Genomic DNA, 15,117 nt, shown 5'->3' with positions numbered 1-15,117 from the left:
TATCTTGCCAATATGAGATGCCATAAAACGAATGGACAAAAAATCAGTGTTTATGCTGAAGTAATCGTTTGCGTCCGCCTGAGAATTTTATTATCATAATTAGCGCTAAAATATAAAATATTGTATATCAGTGGGTTAGCATAAGCTTTTACATTGGCGTATAACTAGCTGAAACAGAGTAGAAAATTAACAGTGAACCGTATTTTTAAATGCTTTTTCTTCTGTTAATTATCTTTTCTGTAAAGACAGAATGATGACAGAATTCCCATATCATTTTTTATATAGATTAATCACATCTCTGGAGTGTGTAAGATGCAAAAGAAAGCTGAGTTGTATCGTGGTAAGGCAAAAACTGTCTATACCACAGAGGATCCTGATCTGCTGGTTCTGGAATTCCGTAATGATACATCAGCACTCGATGGTGAGCGTATCGAACAATTTGATCGTAAAGGCATGGTTAATAATAAATTTAACCATTTTATTATGAGCAAATTAGAAGAGGCGGGTATTCCAACACAAATGGAGGCACTGCTTTCTGACACTGAAGCACTAGTCAAAAAACTAGATATGGTTCCAGTTGAATGTGTTATTCGTAACCGCGCAGCGGGTTCACTTGTTAAGCGCTTAGGTGTTGAAGAAGGTATGGTATTGAACCCGCCTTTATTTGACTTATTCTTAAAAGATGATGCGAAGCATGACCCAATGGTCAATGAGTCTTATTGTGAAACCTTTGGTTGGGTTAGCAAAGACAATCTGGCAACAATGCGTGAACTGAGCTACAAAGCAAATGAGGTTCTGAGCAAAATTTTTGCCGATGCTGGGCTCATTTTAGTCGATTTCAAACTAGAGTTTGGTTTATATAAAGGCCAAGTGGTACTAGGGGATGAATTCTCTCCAGATGGTAGCCGTTTATGGGATAAAGCAACCCTTAATAAAATGGATAAAGACCGTTTCCGTCAAAGCCTTGGCGGCTTGATTGAGGCTTATGAAGAAGTTGCTCGTCGTATTGGTGTACCGCTAGATTAATCAATTTTCCATTATTTTAGGTATGGATCAGCCTGCTATTCAGGCTGATTTTGACGAAGAGTTATGTTACTTAAGGGACGATTGGTTCAGAAAATTGGTTACCCAAGACGATGGGGTGATATAAGGTTGTTCCAGTTGTTCCAGTTGTTCCAGTTGTAACTGTTGGCTAAGTGAAATCAGTGTTGGGGCCGGAAGAGACGACTCAACTTGCAGTTTAGGATGACATAATATAGATAATGGCGGCCCATCAGCGATGAGCTCCCCATTTGATAAATGTAAGGTCCGCTGGAAATGGCGTGCTACAAAGTCAAGGTCATGGCTAATGGTGACCACCGTAACCCCTTTTTCACGTTGCAATGTTAGCCAATGCTCGAATCGGCGCATCCAACATGCATCGAAATCACGGCTAGGCTCATCGAGTAATAATAATTTAGGAGAGATAGCCTCTAAACAGGCAACAGCAACCATTCTTCGTTGGCCTGCATGCAAATCTAAAGGGTGTTTATCTGCAACATCAGTGAGGCCACAAGTCTTTAGCGCATGTAATGTACGCGTTTGAATTTCAGCTTTAGCGTATTTTTGCCGCTTTAAACCAAAGGCGATTTCGTCTTTGACTCGACTATGAAAAATTTGTTTTTCAGCTTCTTGAAATAAAATACCGATCTGGTTTGCTCTATGGGGTGCAGTAATGGCACTGAGCTTTTGATTGTCGAGGTGTATATGACCGCTGGTGGGTTGCAATAAACCCGCTAAAAGTCGCAATAGTGTTGATTTCCCCGCGCCATTATCCCCCACTAAAGCTACCCATTCTCCAGAGTATATGGAGACAGATAAGCTCTTAATATTATCATGACTAGAACTTGGCCAACGGTAAGTTAGCTTATCGAGTTGCAGCATACCGCTCCTTAAATGCTTGCACCAGTTGGCTTTCATTATGGGGGATATTACCAACCCAAAGACCTTGTTTGACTAGCTCTCCCACGGCTCGCCATGCGTCTGGCATATTAATAGTTTCAAGTGCAGCAAGAAAAATATCATTCAAGCTGCCGACGGCTTGCATTTTTCCTGCTTCTAAAAATGCTTTACCAGAACTTAATAGCAAAAAAGTATTGCAAAAATGGGTTGCGGGTAATAAATTGCGCTCAAATAACATTAAGCTACAACCAGTTTGTTCGGTGTATTGCTTGAGTTGAATTAAAATATGCTGTGTCGCACTAGGTGTTAACCGACTAAATGCCTCATCGAGTAGCAGTAATTTCGGTTGCATTGCTAAAGCGCTGGCTAAGACGACACGCTGAGCTTCACCACCCGATAAGGTTGAAGGGTGCCGAGTACGTAACGGCTCACAGAAGGTTAAACGGATTGCTTGTTCAACCCGCCTATCTATCTCTTCTAGTGCTAACCCTAAATTTTCAGGCCCAAAGGCTATTTCTTGCTCGACGGTAAAAGCACAGCCTGATAGCTGTAAATGTGGGGATTGTTGAATGAGTTGCCGGCTAGTTGAAGCTTGAATTAATGAGTCTGTTGTCAATGTTCCCTGTAAAACATTGGCGACACCTTCAATTTTCCCACGGATTAAATCATCATGCCAGCCCGCAAGTAGTTGGGCTAATGTACTTTTACCACTGCCATTGCCCCCGTATACACATAGCCACTGGCCTGGATCGAGATGTAAATCTATCGGCCCTAATAAAATTTGCTCTGTTCCTTGTGGAATAAAGCACATTTGTTGCAAATTCACCACCACAGAGCTAAACCACCTTCAATAAAAATAAATATGACTAACCCGTAGCGTAAGGATATTTGCCATAAACTGTCAGCGGGAGGGTTAAGGGTCGTACGGTTAGAGCTGTATCGAAAGCCACGCATATCCAGCGCGGCACTGCGGATACTCAACTCATTGAGTGTATTACTGGCTAGTGGAAATAATAAGGCCGGCAATGATGTGATGCGCTGCCAAATCCCGCCATTTAAGGGAACTCCACGAGCAATTTGAGCTTCACGGATAGTTATCAACTGTTGGCGTAGTTGTTCAACGAGTAATAGTGGACCTGCCAATAAATAGGCAAAGCTTGCAGGCAACCTGCTAGCAAATAGGGCTCGAATAAACCGCTCCGTCGGGACAAATTGCAACCAAAGTTGGGAGCCACTAATAATAGTTAATAACCTAAACCATAATGCCATGGCAAAATCTGGGCGGCTATTTTTCAACGTATCCCCTGTGAGTATCTGGGCTAACCAACCACTATGGATAAGCCAGAGACCTGCCGCCATGGGTATCATAATCCACGCGACAACACGCCAACGATGACGAGCGGGTTGCCATAATAGTAATACTATAAAAGTACTACAACCTAGCAGAGCTAAAGGCCACCCCAAAGGCAAAAATAGTGAACTCGCACTCAGCCAGAGCCAAAGCGTCAGCGAGGTAAACGGGTGCATTTAACTTACCTTAGCCATATTGGGGTAGTTGCGTTGTACTCGCTCCGGCAATTGGCGAACCAGCAGCCAAGCAACAATAGCGGAAATAACTTTATCTGCGATGTTGGCACCTAGAACGGTAATCGCGACTGATTCAAGTAAGTTATCTCCAACGGCATGGAAATAGGCAACGAAAAAATCAGCTCCACTACCCGTCGTCCCTGCAAATAAGTAAGTGCGAATAGGGACAGCAACGAGCATTAATGCAAAGGTAATAATGACCCCGGATAAAATAACTCTAGGTAAGGTGCGAAAACAGCCGGCACGGGCTAACAACCCAGCACTGAGGCCGATCATCATGGCTACGGGGGCAAATGCTGCGGCGATAGGCCCGCTGAGTAATCCCCACAATAAATTGGTTAATAAGCCACTAAACAAGGCGACCCAAGGGCCTGCTAATAACGCACAAATTAGCGTTCCAATAGAATCGAGAAAAATAGGCAGTTTTAACATAGAGCTTAATTGCCCAATAATCATATTAATCGCGATCGAAAAAACAATTAAAGTCAGTGTGCGACTAGAAATAATCGACGTTTTGCTCATGACAACGTATTCCTTGCTATGATGGAATAATAAATTAACGAGAGGTGATAATAAGTTCTTCGTAACCTGAAAGAGGACACGGTTCACGTGTGAAATTGGTTTTTTCAAGTTCACCAATCACCAGTTCTAATGTGGTTCTCACTGTGCAACCGGGCATCATATGGCCACCAAGCACTTTGCCAGTTTCGTCAGCAACCGCCAGATGAAGGTGTTCACCTTGGGCATCCAACGTACCGATTAAAGAGACAATCTCAAATTTACCTGTTGTATGATGCGTTATATCCTGCCCAGCGAAACGTAGAGCAACATTGGTTAAGCTGCCAACACTCCCAGCAATAAACGCAGCTTGCAGACGATGATGTGCAATTTGTTGGCGTAAGGATAAAATCACATCTTCATCGGGTACTAAGCGGATAGCAATAAAACGAGCGTTGGAATAAAGGGGTAAAGGGTGGGTCATATCATTAATCCTAATTATTGTGCTAGTAATAAGTGCCACACAATTTAGTAAATTATCAATTATCTTGGTTTATGACTTTTTATATTAATAACTGATGGATATTATACTCAATAATTACCAATTGTCTGGGAACAAAGGTGTTTGAGTGCATCTTTAGTAAAACGCACTGTAAGTTGGTGTTTATGGTGATGAATATGGGAAAAATGAAGAAATAAAAAAATAAAGAGTTATGAATATCCCGAATATTTAGCTTAAGTTTTATTGCTTACAGGTGGATTTAAACTTAACGGTGTTTTTCTGAGCACGATAAACGGATAACCATGGTTTATGCTAGCGAGTGTTTTCTTTAATATGGATAAATTGCTAAGGGAAATGTCTACTATTCCCGTTTAAACCATCCTCGGATGGTATAGCTTTGGGGATAGTTCAGTATGCTAGATGGGCAATATTCGTATTCATACATGCCTTTAGTTAGAATAAAGCTAAAAATATTAAATAGCATCAATTGATATTAATAAGTAATACAAGTGTAATTACTAGGTTAATATGATGGAAGGAGACAGTCAGTTTTATTATTCATTATAATAATAGGTTAGCAAAAACAAAATAGAGCATGTATATATTTGCTTCTTTGATGATGAGCCAATAACATGTTTTGAAACCAATCATTTTAGCTGTTCGTAAAATAATAATTACGCGTTCTACAGGGATAAATCTATGAGTCATGTTGATCCAACATTAATCATCCTACTGGTATTAGCTGGGTTAGGGATCATAAGTCATAATATGACGGTCACTCTTGCGATGTTATTTTTATTGGTGGTTAGGATAACGCCATTGAATAATTATTTCCCATGGATTGAAAAATATGGGTTAACAATCGGCATTCTTATTCTCACTATTGGGGTGATGGCTCCTATCGCAAGTGGCAAAATAACAGCGAACGAAGTCCTGAGCTCATTTTTAAATTGGAAATCAATCCTTGCCATTGTGATTGGCATTGCCGTCTCTTGGCTAGGTAGCCGTGGGGTGACTTTAATGTCACATCAACCTTCTACAGTCGCAGGGTTATTAGTCGGGACAGTTATTGGTGTCGCTTTGTTCCGCGGCGTTCCTGTAGGGCCGTTAATTGCGGCTGGGATCTTGTCGTTATTAATTGGGAAATCATAACATTACTATGGTTGAACTATTATCTCCCATTGTAGAACAGCTTCGTTTTCTGGGCATGCGGCGTCTTTTGCTCCTTTCAGGAGACGATGCTTGGGTCGAGCAACAACTGATAAACTTACAAGAAACACTAAAGGGGGATTGGTTAACGCTATCCTCTAGCTTACCGAGGGCGGTTCTACCTGAAAATGCACACTTGTTGTTAGGTCGGGAGTTTTTACACGGTATTTTTGACGCGCGTAAAGGCCTACATAGTGAAGCATTGGCAATATTGTCTGGGGCATTGAAGGCTGGCAGTCTGTTGGTTTTATGTACCAAAGAGCCGTCGAAATGGGCAGCCAGTGAAGATGTGGATAGCCTACGCTGGAATGAGCAACACGGTATTATTCCCACTCCTAATTTTGTATCGCACTTACAACACACAATTCACTTATCGGATACCGTATTATTTTACCAGCAGGGGAATACCCCCAGTTTTTCATTGTTGGAAAATAAAACCAAATGGTTGCCAGCAACAGGTCAACCAACCAAACAACAACAAAAAATTATTAGCCAATTATTACATGCTCAAGGTGGTATTTGGGGGGTAATAGCACCTAGAGGGCGGGGGAAATCGACCCTTGCGGGGATGCTAATACAACAATGGCCTGGGGAGTGCTGGTGTTGTGCTCCAGCGAAAGTGGCGACAGAAGTGTTAACACAACGGGCAGGTAAGCCAATTACGTTTTGGTCCCCAGATAATCTTTTGTCGTTTTGTCGCCAGAAAAAAAACATTACTGCAGATTGGTTAATTATTGATGAAGCTTCAGCCATCCCAAGCTATATTTTGCGTGAATTAGTAGAATACTTTCCTCGAGTTTTATTGACGACGACCGTTGATGGTTATGAGGGAACTGGGCGAGGTTTTATGTTGAAATTTTGTGCTAGTTTGCAAAATTTCACAGCACTTCAGCTTGATGAGCCGATGCGTTTTGCTCGAAATGACCCTTTAGAGCTATGGCTTAACCAAGCACTCCTGTTACAAGAACCAGAATGTCAGAAAAATAAGGTTGATGCCATTGAGTATTTAGGGATAACTCAAATGGAATTGGCGGCTAACTATACCCAACTTAGCGCTTTTTATGGCTTATTGATGAGTGCGCATTATCGAACATCTCCTTTAGATTTAAGGCGTTTATTGGACGCAAAGCAACAACATTTTATGGCGGCAAAAGCTGTCGGCCATGAAAGCACTTTCATTGGTGCTGTATGGATGGTAGATGAGGGGCAATTAACTGAAGCGCTAGGCTGGCAAATTTGGGCTGGTTTACGCCGGCCTAGAGGGAATTTAGTTGTACAGTCATTAGCCGCACACAGTTATTTTCCGAATGTTGCTCAATGGAAATCACGTAGGGTAATGCGTATTGCGGTTGAGAGCCATTATCGAAGAAAACAAGTTGGTTTAACATTATTAGAAAAGCAACAGGTTATTGCGAAACAACAGGGTTTGGATTTTTTATCAGTCAGTTTTGGGTTAACCCCTGATTTACTCGCATTTTGGCAAAAAGCAGGTTTTCGGTTAATTCGCATAGGGGACCATAAAGAAGCGAGTAGCGGGTGTTTTACTGCGATGGCAATATTACCGATTTCTAGCCGCGCATCTCAATTTTGTGAGCAAGGTGAATTGTTGTTACAGCGGGATGTAGCTTGGCGTGAGGATTTATCAGTGTTTAATTTACTAGTAAGTGACCAACAGCAGTTAATGGATGAAGATTGGTTAGAACTAGTCGGTTTTAGTGAGTTTAAACGCCCTCTAGCAGCAAGTAAAAGTGCCATTATGCGTTTGTTAACTGTAACTTCAAATGAACTACCTTTGTTAAGTAGGCATTTGCAATCATTAGAGCCGATAACTCAAATTTGCGCTGATATGGCATTAACAGGGAAAAAACAATGGCTACAATTAGCGAGAAAAGAGGTTGGTACACAAGTAAAAAAATACCAACCCGATTTGCTTAGCAAAATAAAACAAAAGATTATTTCTTTTTGTCATTAGGCCAGTCATCCTCATCGTCCCATAAGTGGTTATTATCTTTATGAGGAGGGAGTTCAGGTTTATCATCTAGGTATTTTTTGGGGTCAAGTCTCAGCATTTCTTTTACTGAGTTCCAAATAATACCGACTAGTAAGAGTAAAATTATCCACCAGTAGTCAGCTAGCCATTGCATATTCACCTTCCATTCGTCATTCTTTGAGCTGTCTGTGCGTTGATTTCGCTCAGTTACCCTAGTCACATACGGGTGTATGCTCCTAGGGATGCCTTCTCTTATCGCCTTCATACAACTCAAATAATTTAGAATGGGTATGGAACAGTCATTCTTTGAGCTGTCTGTGCGTTGATTTCGCTCAGTTACCCTAGTTACATACGGGGGTATGCTCCTAGGGATGCCTTCTCTTATCGCCTTCATACAACTCAAATAATTTAGAATGGGTATGGAACAGTCATTCTTTGAGCTGTCTGTGCGTTGATTTCGCTCAGTTACCCTAGTCACATACGGGTGTATGCTCCTAGGGATGCCTTCTCTTATCGCCTTCATACAACTCAAATAATTTAGAATGGATATGGAACAGTCATTCTTTGAGCTGTCTGTGCGTTGATTTCGCTCAGTTACCCTAGTCACATACGGGTGTATGCTCCTAGGGATGCCTTCTCTTATCGCCTTCATACAACTCAAATAATTTAGAATGGGTATGGAACAGTCATTCTTTGAGCTGTCTGTGCGTTGATTTCGCTCAGTCACCCTAGTTACATACGGGGGTATGTGACTAGGCGAGTTTCCTATCACCTTTATTAGAAATTAAACGGCATGATAAAAATATAGCTATACCCGTTAAAATCGGACAATACCTTCAGCACGCTAAAATAAAGGTGATCATAATCATTTCAATCGGCAAAATCGACTTTTCATTACGCCTATTTACCATTACAGTATATCATTGATATTACTATGAGTTACCACAGATTTTGTAAGGTATTTTACCTTAGTATCTGCTTATTTCTTATTCTTTATAAAGGAGGAGGAGTTTTGAAAAAATTGTTCCTCATTACCATTGGATGGTTAGCTGTTGTACTGGCTTTTGCTGGTGTGGTGCTTCCCGTTTTGCCAACAACCCCTTTTTTATTATTAGCTGCTTGGTGCTTCTCTCGCTCATCACCGCGTTTCCATCACTGGTTGCTATATCGTTCGTGGTTCGGTAGTTATATTCGTCATTGGCAAAAACATAAAGGGTTACCAAAGGGGGCTAAACCTAAGGCTATTATTTTAATCTTATTAACATTTTCATTTTCTATTTGGGTTGTTAGTTACCTTTGGTTAAAAATAAGCTTATTGGTACTGTTATGTTGGTTGTTAATGTTTATGTATAGGCTTCCAGTGGTTGATGAACAAATTTCAGGGAAAAATAAGAAGGTTTCATAGACGGGGAATTCCAATCTATGAAACGCAATATAATAGGGGGAAATGTCTTAGCTAGTCTTATACATCTAGGCGAATATAACGCTCAAATACATAATTTAAGTTGTTGATTAGCCAATTTTTACCATAGATCTCTTCTTGCTGTAACACTTGTTTAATCACTTCAGGTGTTAATAATTGCTCAGCTTCATGCGCTAAAGGCCAATAACTAATATGCCACGGTTCGTATGCGACACCAGCATCAATTGCTGTGAACGGGCGATAAAAATCGAATGTTGACATATTTTCAGTAAGCCAATCATTTAGCTCTGCAAGGTAGCCCCCAGCCTCATATTCCCATGGTTCTAACTGCAATGTTTGCCCTGTAGGGATACGCAAAGGGTCATAAACATCAATCTCTGTGCCCCAGTGATGGCGACTGGCTCCGGGTAATGCGGACCAATGCAGAATAGCTTCACATAGTTCCCCTTCAGAAAGTTGGCTGATATCTAATGGTTGACTATGAGTATCAAGAACAGGGCGCAGGCCGGTAAATTTTTCATTCCAAATAAGTTGTTGACGTGAAAAATCACGAAAAGCACTTGCTGACTGTAATTTAAAGCCCGCTTTAGTCGCGGTTTGTTGCATTGCAAGAAACGCTTTTGTTGCATTAAATTGCAAGCGATGTGACCCGCCAAGCGTAACTAAATGGTCTGTTGAGCGGCCAGTTAGCATTTCAATAGTGAGCATATTATTGGTGGTCATAGTATTAACAACTCCATGATCCTCTCATAGATTAAAGCTAATTGTTGTAGGTCATCCACTTTTACGCATTCATCAACTTTATGAATTGTTGCATTTAGTGGGCCTAGTTCAATCACTTGAGTGCCCATTTGAGCGATAAAACGGCCATCCGACGTACCACCACTGGTTGAAAGTTCAGCGTTTTGACCCGTTAATTCATGAATTGCTTGTAATGTAGCGGTAACTAATTCGCGTTTTTCTGTCAAAAAAGGTTGCCCAGATAGTACCCATTCAATTTTATACTCGAGTCCATGTCGTGATAACATTTCAGTGACCCTGTCACGTATTTGTGTGTCAGTCAACTCAGTACTAAAACGGAAATTAAATTGGACAGATAATTCTCCAGGGATCACATTACTTGCCCCTGTCCCTGCATGAATGTTAGCAATTTGCATCGTCGTTGCTGGGAAAAAATCATTACCAGTATCCCATGTGGTGGTCGTAAGCTCATGCAAAAACGCACTTGCGCGGTGAACTGGGTTAGTTGCTAAATGTGGGTAGGCGACATGGCCTTGTACGCCGATGATAGTGAGGTTAGCTGTGATTGAGCCTCTGCGACCATTTTTAACAATGTCACCTAATTGAGCTTGACTAGAAGGCTCACCGACTAAACAGTAGTCGACGCGTTCTTGGCGCTGCATTAAAGTTTCAACGACTTTAACAGTACCGTCTAACGCATCAGCCTCTTCATCTGAGGTGATTAAAAAGGCTAAACGACCCTGATGGTTGGGGTGTTTTTCAACAAATCGCTCTGCAGCGACGACCATTGCTGCGACTGAACCCTTCATGTCGGCAGCACCACGGCCATAAAGATGCTGATTTATAATCGTAGGTGTAAATGGTGGTGTTTGCCACTGAGCACTATTACCCGCAGGGACAACATCAGTGTGACCTGCGAAGGCTAAAGTAGGGCCTTTTGCGCCACGAAATGCCCAAAAATTTAATGTATTCCCAAAGGGCATGGGCTCAATAAGGAAGCCAATTTTGTCTAGGCGTTCAATAAGTAAGGCTTGGCAGCCTTGGTCATCAGGGCTGATTGAAGGGCGAGCAATAAGTTCTTTGGCAAGTTGAATAACCGGACAATCCATTTTAATCACCTGATTATTTAATGAAGTTTTGGTACTCATCCGCATTAAACCCAACTAGATAACGGTTATCAGCGGAAACAAGTACAGGGCGTTTGATCATCGCAGGCTCTGCAAGTAATACCTTTTTAGCGCTATTAGCGTCGATAACGGCATTTTTTTCATCATCAGTCAATTTACGCCATGTAGTACCACGCTTATTAACGAGGATTTCCCAGTCAATGTTATCCATCAGTGTAGAAAGTAATGCATCACTAATTCCATCAACCCGATAATCATGGAACTGATAATCAACCCCATTATCCTCTAAGTATCGGCGAGCTTTTTTTATGGTGTCACAATTTTTAATTCCGTACATAATATAAGGAGAAGCAGCAGGGGTGTTCGACATACAATGGTCCTCAAAAAATAGCGATATACCTTATATAATGCGGGAAAATGCATTGAGGATCTACCCCAAAATGGTAAATAGATATCAAGGTTATTATTTGCTTGCATATAGTTTATTTCATAAATATTAAATGAATTAAACTGAGCGTTAATATTAAATTATATAGATTTATTTTGAGCGCATATATATTAAGCTTGCTTCAAGTCGTGAGCGGACACGTAGCTTCTTAAGAATATTGCGTATGTGAACTTTCACCGTTTCCTCTGAAATAAAAAACAATTTAGCTATTTCCCTATTTTTTAAGCCTAGTGCCATTTTGTGAATGATTTCACATTCGCGTCGAGTTAGTGTTGATAAAGGGTCAGTAGATTGATGCCGTGTAATAAGCAGTTGATATATTTTTTCACTAAACACATGCTGGCCTTCTGATGCTTTTTTCATACTATAAAATAGCATATCTAGATCACTGTTTTTTAATAAATAACCTTGAGCACCGGAATCGATAGCATTATACACATCAGTCTTAATAGTAGATGCAGATAACACTAATATATAACTATTTATACAATGCTTACGAAGTGAGCGTATGGTCTCAAACGTTTTATTCCCTCGAATATTAGTATCAATTATTATTAGGTTAGGGTGTAACTGTGTTGCGACATTCAAAGCGTCGTTACAGCAGCAACATTCAGCAATTATAGTAAAGTAATCATCGGTATTTATAAGTTGACGTAATCCGAAGTGTATGATCGGGTGTTCATCAATAATCATTACTGAATAATTAGACATAGTCGGTTCCTTTGTCATGTCTTAAGGAATATCATATTTTCCATATAGAGAGTGGGCTGTTAAATAATTTATTTAATATATAATTAATATATAATTAATATATAATAGTGTTTTGTCACTATGTATTAGGTTGTTATATATTGCCTGCATTGCTGAAATAAGTTACTGAAATATGTTATGAGAACACGATATAAAAATAATAATCACAAATTTTGATAATACATTAAATTGGTGTAAATAATATCTAATATTTTAATATGATAATGATAAAAAAATAATCATGAAAGTAAAAATAATATTTTCACAATTTAATTTGCATTTTTTTTAAATTGAAGGAGTACATAATGATATATGATTTATATAAAATTAATAAATATCTTAGTCTGTGAGAAATAGATTAATATCTTAAACGTGTTGCTGTTATCACTTTTATTATTGGTAGAGGCAGAGGGACTTTGAATGGATAAAACGATAGCGCAGGTAAGGTATCTGCAGACATATTGCTGATAATATCATCGTAACCGAAAGATTTTTCTGGAAATTGCCAGCATGATCATGATTTGCTAGTGAGATGTGTTTATACTGTTAGCGCTCTTACCTTACCAATTTTGAAAGGACTTGACGATGGATGATAAATTAAAACAAAGTGCTCTTGATTTTCATGAGTTTCCACATCCTGGGAAAATTACTGTTACTCCAACTAAACCATTAACAACCCAGCGCGATCTTGCATTAGCTTATTCCCCCGGCGTTGCTGTTCCATGCCTTGAAATTGCTGAAAACCCACTTAAAGCTTATCGTTATACTGCTAAAGGTAACCTTGTTGGCGTTGTGTCCAACGGTACGGCAGTTCTTGGGTTAGGTAATATTGGTGCTTTGGCAGGTAAACCTGTCATGGAAGGGAAAGGCGTACTATTTAAAAAGTTTTCTGGCGTTGATGTCTTTGATATTGAAGTTGATGAAACAGACCCAGACAAACTGGTTGATATCATTGCTTCGCTTGAGCCAACTTTTGGTGGTATTAATTTGGAAGATATCAAAGCGCCAGAATGCTTTTATATTGAACAAAAACTGCGTGAACGCATGAAAATACCCGTATTCCACGATGACCAACACGGGACAGCGATTATCTGTACTGCTGCGGTTATCAATGGATTACGCATTGTAAAAAAAGAGATTGGTGACGTCCGTCTAGTGGTTTCAGGCGCGGGAGCTGCATCAATCGCTTGTATGAATTTATTAGTCGCATTAGGCTTAAAACGTGAAAATATCACAGTTTGTGACTCAAAAGGTGTTATTTATAAGGGTCGTGACGAAAAAATGGATGTCACTAAAGCGGCCTATGCGATTGAAGATAACGGCCAGCGTACTTTAGCTGATGCGATACCAAATGCCGATATTTTCCTAGGTTGTTCTGGTCCTCGTCTTTTAACGCCTGAAATGGTGAAAACCATGGCAAAAGACCCACTCATATTGGCGCTTGCCAACCCAGAGCCTGAAATTCTTCCACCGTTAGCCAAAGAGGTTCGTCCTGACGCCATTATCTGTACAGGTCGTTCTGATTATCCTAACCAAGTTAATAACGTTTTATGCTTCCCATTCATTTTCCGTGGTGCACTGGATGTGGGTGCGACAACCATTAACGAAGAAATGAAACTAGCTTGTGTGTATGCCATTGCAGATTTGGCTTTGGCAGAACAAAGTGAAGAAGTGGCCTCTGCGTATGGTAATCAGGACTTATTTTTTGGCCCTGAATATATTATTCCTAAACCATTTGACCCACGCTTAATTGTTAAGATTGCTCCTGCTGTTGCAAAAGCCGCTATGGATTCAGGCGTTGCAACACGACCAATCGAAGACTTTGATGTGTATATCGAAAAATTAAATCAGTTTGTCTATAAAACAAACTTGTTTATGAAGCCTATTTTCTCTCAAGCGAAAACAGAGAAAAAACGCATTGTTTTGGCGGAAGGGGAAGAAGAGCGCGTATTGCATGCGACTCAAGAATTAGTTTCATTAGGTTTAGCGTTCCCTGTTTTAGTTGGGCGTCCTAGTGTGATTGAAATGCGCATTCAAAAGCTTGGCCTACATATTGAACTAGGTAAAGATTTTGAAGTAGTAAACAATGAAAATGACCCACGGTATAAAGAGTACTGGCAAGAATACTACCAGATTATGAAACGCCGAGGCGTCTCACAAGAAATGGCACGTCGTGCTGTAATCAATAACCCAACCTTAATTGGTGGGATCATGGTATTGCGTGGCGAAGCGGATGGGATGATTTGCGGTACTGTCGGAAGTTATGGTGAACATTACGAAGTCGTCAAAGAACTATTTGGTTTCCGTGAAGGTGTTCATACCGCAGGTGCGATGAATGCCTTGCTACTACCAACCGGTAACACGTTTATCGCCGATACTTACGTTAATGAAGACCCTACACCTGAAGAGCTAACAGAAATTACTTTAATGGCGGCAGATACTGTACGTCGCTTTGGTATTGAACCAAAAGTTGCTCTGCTTTCTCGTTCTAGTTTTGGTTCTTCGGATTGCGCATCAGCACAAAAAATGCGCGACACACTTGCGATGGTTAAAGCACGTGATCCGCACCTTGAAATTGACGGTGAAATGCATGCCGATGCGGCCTTAATCGAATCAATTCGCAAAGATGTGATGCCTGATAGCCCATTAAAAGGTTCAGCTAACTTATTGATTATGCCTAATATGGAAGCAGCTCGTATTAGTTATAATTTACTGCGAGTGACTAGCTCTGATGGTGTTACTGTAGGGCCAGTATTGATGGGAGTAGCGAAGCCTGTGCATATTTTAACGCCAATTGCTTCAGTACGTCGCATTGTGAATATGGTGGCATTAGCCGTTGTAGAAGCACAAACTAACCCGCTATAGGTTTTGTGTTAATAACTTAACATTATCTGTAAAGAC

15 protein-coding genes are annotated in these 15,117 nt (G+C 40.4%); 5 read left to right on the top strand and 10 right to left on the bottom strand.

Annotation, left to right across the window (positions count from 1 at the left end):
• Positions 1–312 precede the first annotated feature (312 nt).
• Positions 313–1,026: a phosphoribosylaminoimidazolesuccinocarboxamide synthase gene (gene purC, locus RB151_RS12250; protein ID WP_042843549.1), complete on the top strand. Its 714-nt coding sequence runs from the start codon at positions 313–315 to the stop codon at positions 1,024–1,026.
• Between the two features lie 66 nt (positions 1,027–1,092).
• Here the strand turns inward: purC and RB151_RS12245 are convergent, their stop codons facing one another.
• Genes RB151_RS12245 through RB151_RS12225 form a run of 5 tightly spaced genes read right to left on the bottom strand, consistent with a single transcriptional unit; the run spans position 1,093 to position 4,510 of the window.
• Positions 1,093–1,923: an energy-coupling factor ABC transporter ATP-binding protein gene (locus tag RB151_RS12245; RefSeq protein ID WP_071548147.1), complete on the bottom strand. Its 831-nt coding sequence runs from the start codon at positions 1,921–1,923 to the stop codon at positions 1,093–1,095.
• A complete protein-coding gene (locus RB151_RS12240) occupies positions 1,907–2,773 on the bottom strand; it encodes an energy-coupling factor ABC transporter ATP-binding protein (RefSeq protein ID WP_048607342.1) in 867 nt (288 codons plus the stop codon). The genes RB151_RS12245 and RB151_RS12240 overlap by 17 nt, the downstream gene beginning before the upstream one ends.
• Complete coding sequence (locus tag RB151_RS12235) at positions 2,764–3,468, bottom strand: energy-coupling factor transporter transmembrane component T (RefSeq protein ID WP_042843552.1); 705 nt, start codon at positions 3,466–3,468, stop codon at positions 2,764–2,766. The genes RB151_RS12240 and RB151_RS12235 overlap by 10 nt, the downstream gene beginning before the upstream one ends.
• Complete coding sequence (locus tag RB151_RS12230; RefSeq protein WP_042843553.1) at positions 3,469–4,050, bottom strand: membrane protein; 582 nt, start codon at positions 4,048–4,050, stop codon at positions 3,469–3,471.
• Positions 4,051–4,084: 34 nt separating this feature from the next.
• The gene (locus RB151_RS12225; protein WP_042843555.1) at positions 4,085–4,510 is read right to left on the bottom strand and encodes a PPC domain-containing DNA-binding protein; all 426 of its coding nucleotides are present in this window, start codon (positions 4,508–4,510) and stop codon (positions 4,085–4,087) included.
• A gap of 717 nt (positions 4,511–5,227) precedes the next feature.
• On the opposite strand from RB151_RS12225, the gene RB151_RS12220 reads away from it, so the two are divergent.
• The gene (locus tag RB151_RS12220; RefSeq protein WP_004911348.1) at positions 5,228–5,680 is read left to right on the top strand and encodes a DUF441 domain-containing protein; all 453 of its coding nucleotides are present in this window, start codon (positions 5,228–5,230) and stop codon (positions 5,678–5,680) included.
• 7 nt (positions 5,681–5,687) lie between these two features.
• A complete protein-coding gene (locus tag RB151_RS12215) occupies positions 5,688–7,709 on the top strand; it encodes a tRNA(Met) cytidine acetyltransferase TmcA (RefSeq protein ID WP_071548146.1) in 2,022 nt (673 codons plus the stop codon).
• On the opposite strand, the gene RB151_RS12210 is transcribed toward RB151_RS12215, so the two are convergent.
• Complete coding sequence (locus RB151_RS12210) at positions 7,690–7,881, bottom strand: YpfN family protein (protein ID WP_042843559.1); 192 nt, start codon at positions 7,879–7,881, stop codon at positions 7,690–7,692. The two genes, RB151_RS12215 and RB151_RS12210, sit on opposite strands and share 20 nt — an antisense overlap.
• Before the next feature lie 858 nt (positions 7,882–8,739).
• Between RB151_RS12210 and RB151_RS12205 the strand changes: the two genes are divergently transcribed.
• Positions 8,740–9,132: a DUF454 family protein gene (locus RB151_RS12205; RefSeq protein WP_094301207.1), complete on the top strand. Its 393-nt coding sequence runs from the start codon at positions 8,740–8,742 to the stop codon at positions 9,130–9,132.
• A 57-nt stretch (positions 9,133–9,189) separates the two neighbouring features.
• Here the strand turns inward: RB151_RS12205 and RB151_RS12200 are convergent, their stop codons facing one another.
• The 4 genes from RB151_RS12200 to RB151_RS12185 form a co-directional block, all read right to left on the bottom strand.
• Positions 9,190–9,858 (bottom strand): M15 family metallopeptidase, encoded by a 669-nt coding sequence (locus RB151_RS12200; RefSeq protein ID WP_042844315.1) that lies wholly within the window; start codon positions 9,856–9,858, stop codon positions 9,190–9,192.
• An 11-nt stretch (positions 9,859–9,869) separates the two neighbouring features.
• The gene (gene dapE, locus RB151_RS12195) at positions 9,870–11,000 is read right to left on the bottom strand and encodes a succinyl-diaminopimelate desuccinylase (protein ID WP_071548851.1); all 1,131 of its coding nucleotides are present in this window, start codon (positions 10,998–11,000) and stop codon (positions 9,870–9,872) included.
• A 13-nt stretch (positions 11,001–11,013) separates the two neighbouring features.
• Entirely contained in the window at positions 11,014–11,388 is a 375-nt protein-coding gene (locus tag RB151_RS12190) for an ArsC family reductase (RefSeq protein WP_042843560.1), read from the bottom strand.
• A gap of 168 nt (positions 11,389–11,556) precedes the next feature.
• Positions 11,557–12,177, bottom strand: a complete 621-nt coding sequence (locus tag RB151_RS12185; RefSeq protein WP_042843561.1) for a LuxR C-terminal-related transcriptional regulator — start codon at positions 12,175–12,177, stop codon at positions 11,557–11,559.
• A 624-nt stretch (positions 12,178–12,801) separates the two neighbouring features.
• Here RB151_RS12185 and maeB point away from each other — a divergent pair.
• Positions 12,802–15,081 carry an NADP-dependent oxaloacetate-decarboxylating malate dehydrogenase gene (maeB, locus tag RB151_RS12180; protein ID WP_042843562.1) on the top strand — a complete coding sequence of 760 codons (2,280 nt, stop codon included), beginning with the start codon at positions 12,802–12,804 and terminating at the stop codon, positions 15,079–15,081.
• Positions 15,082–15,117 lie beyond the last annotated feature (36 nt).

Origin of the sequence: Providencia rettgeri, from assembly GCF_001874625.1 — a bacterium.
GTDB lineage: Bacteria > Pseudomonadota > Gammaproteobacteria > Enterobacterales > Enterobacteriaceae > Providencia > Providencia huashanensis.
Note: the sequence above shows the minus strand (reverse complement) of the source record. Positions and strands in the feature narration are given on the sequence as shown.

Bases quoted from the DNA above. Each gene is read 5' to 3' on its own strand.
- purC (WP_042843549.1), top strand. From the start codon at position 313: ATGCAAAAGAAAGCTGAGTTGTATCGTGGTAAGGCAAAAACTGTCTAT.
- RB151_RS12245 (WP_071548147.1), bottom strand. From the start codon at position 1,923: ATGCTGCAACTCGATAAGCTAACTTACCGTTGGCCAAGTTCTAGTCAT.
- RB151_RS12235 (WP_042843552.1), bottom strand. From the start codon at position 3,468: ATGCACCCGTTTACCTCGCTGACGCTTTGGCTCTGGCTGAGTGCGAGT.
- RB151_RS12230 (WP_042843553.1), bottom strand. From the start codon at position 4,050: ATGAGCAAAACGTCGATTATTTCTAGTCGCACACTGACTTTAATTGTT.
- RB151_RS12225 (WP_042843555.1), bottom strand. From the start codon at position 4,510: ATGACCCACCCTTTACCCCTTTATTCCAACGCTCGTTTTATTGCTATC.
- RB151_RS12220 (WP_004911348.1), top strand. From the start codon at position 5,228: ATGAGTCATGTTGATCCAACATTAATCATCCTACTGGTATTAGCTGGG.
- RB151_RS12215 (WP_071548146.1), top strand. From the start codon at position 5,688: ATGGTTGAACTATTATCTCCCATTGTAGAACAGCTTCGTTTTCTGGGC.
- RB151_RS12210 (WP_042843559.1), bottom strand. From the start codon at position 7,881: ATGCAATGGCTAGCTGACTACTGGTGGATAATTTTACTCTTACTAGTC.
- RB151_RS12200 (WP_042844315.1), bottom strand. From the start codon at position 9,858: ATGCTCACTATTGAAATGCTAACTGGCCGCTCAACAGACCATTTAGTT.
- dapE (WP_071548851.1), bottom strand. From the start codon at position 11,000: ATGGATTGTCCGGTTATTCAACTTGCCAAAGAACTTATTGCTCGCCCT.
- RB151_RS12190 (WP_042843560.1), bottom strand. From the start codon at position 11,388: ATGTCGAACACCCCTGCTGCTTCTCCTTATATTATGTACGGAATTAAA.
- RB151_RS12185 (WP_042843561.1), bottom strand. From the start codon at position 12,177: ATGTCTAATTATTCAGTAATGATTATTGATGAACACCCGATCATACAC.
- maeB (WP_042843562.1), top strand. From the start codon at position 12,802: ATGGATGATAAATTAAAACAAAGTGCTCTTGATTTTCATGAGTTTCCA.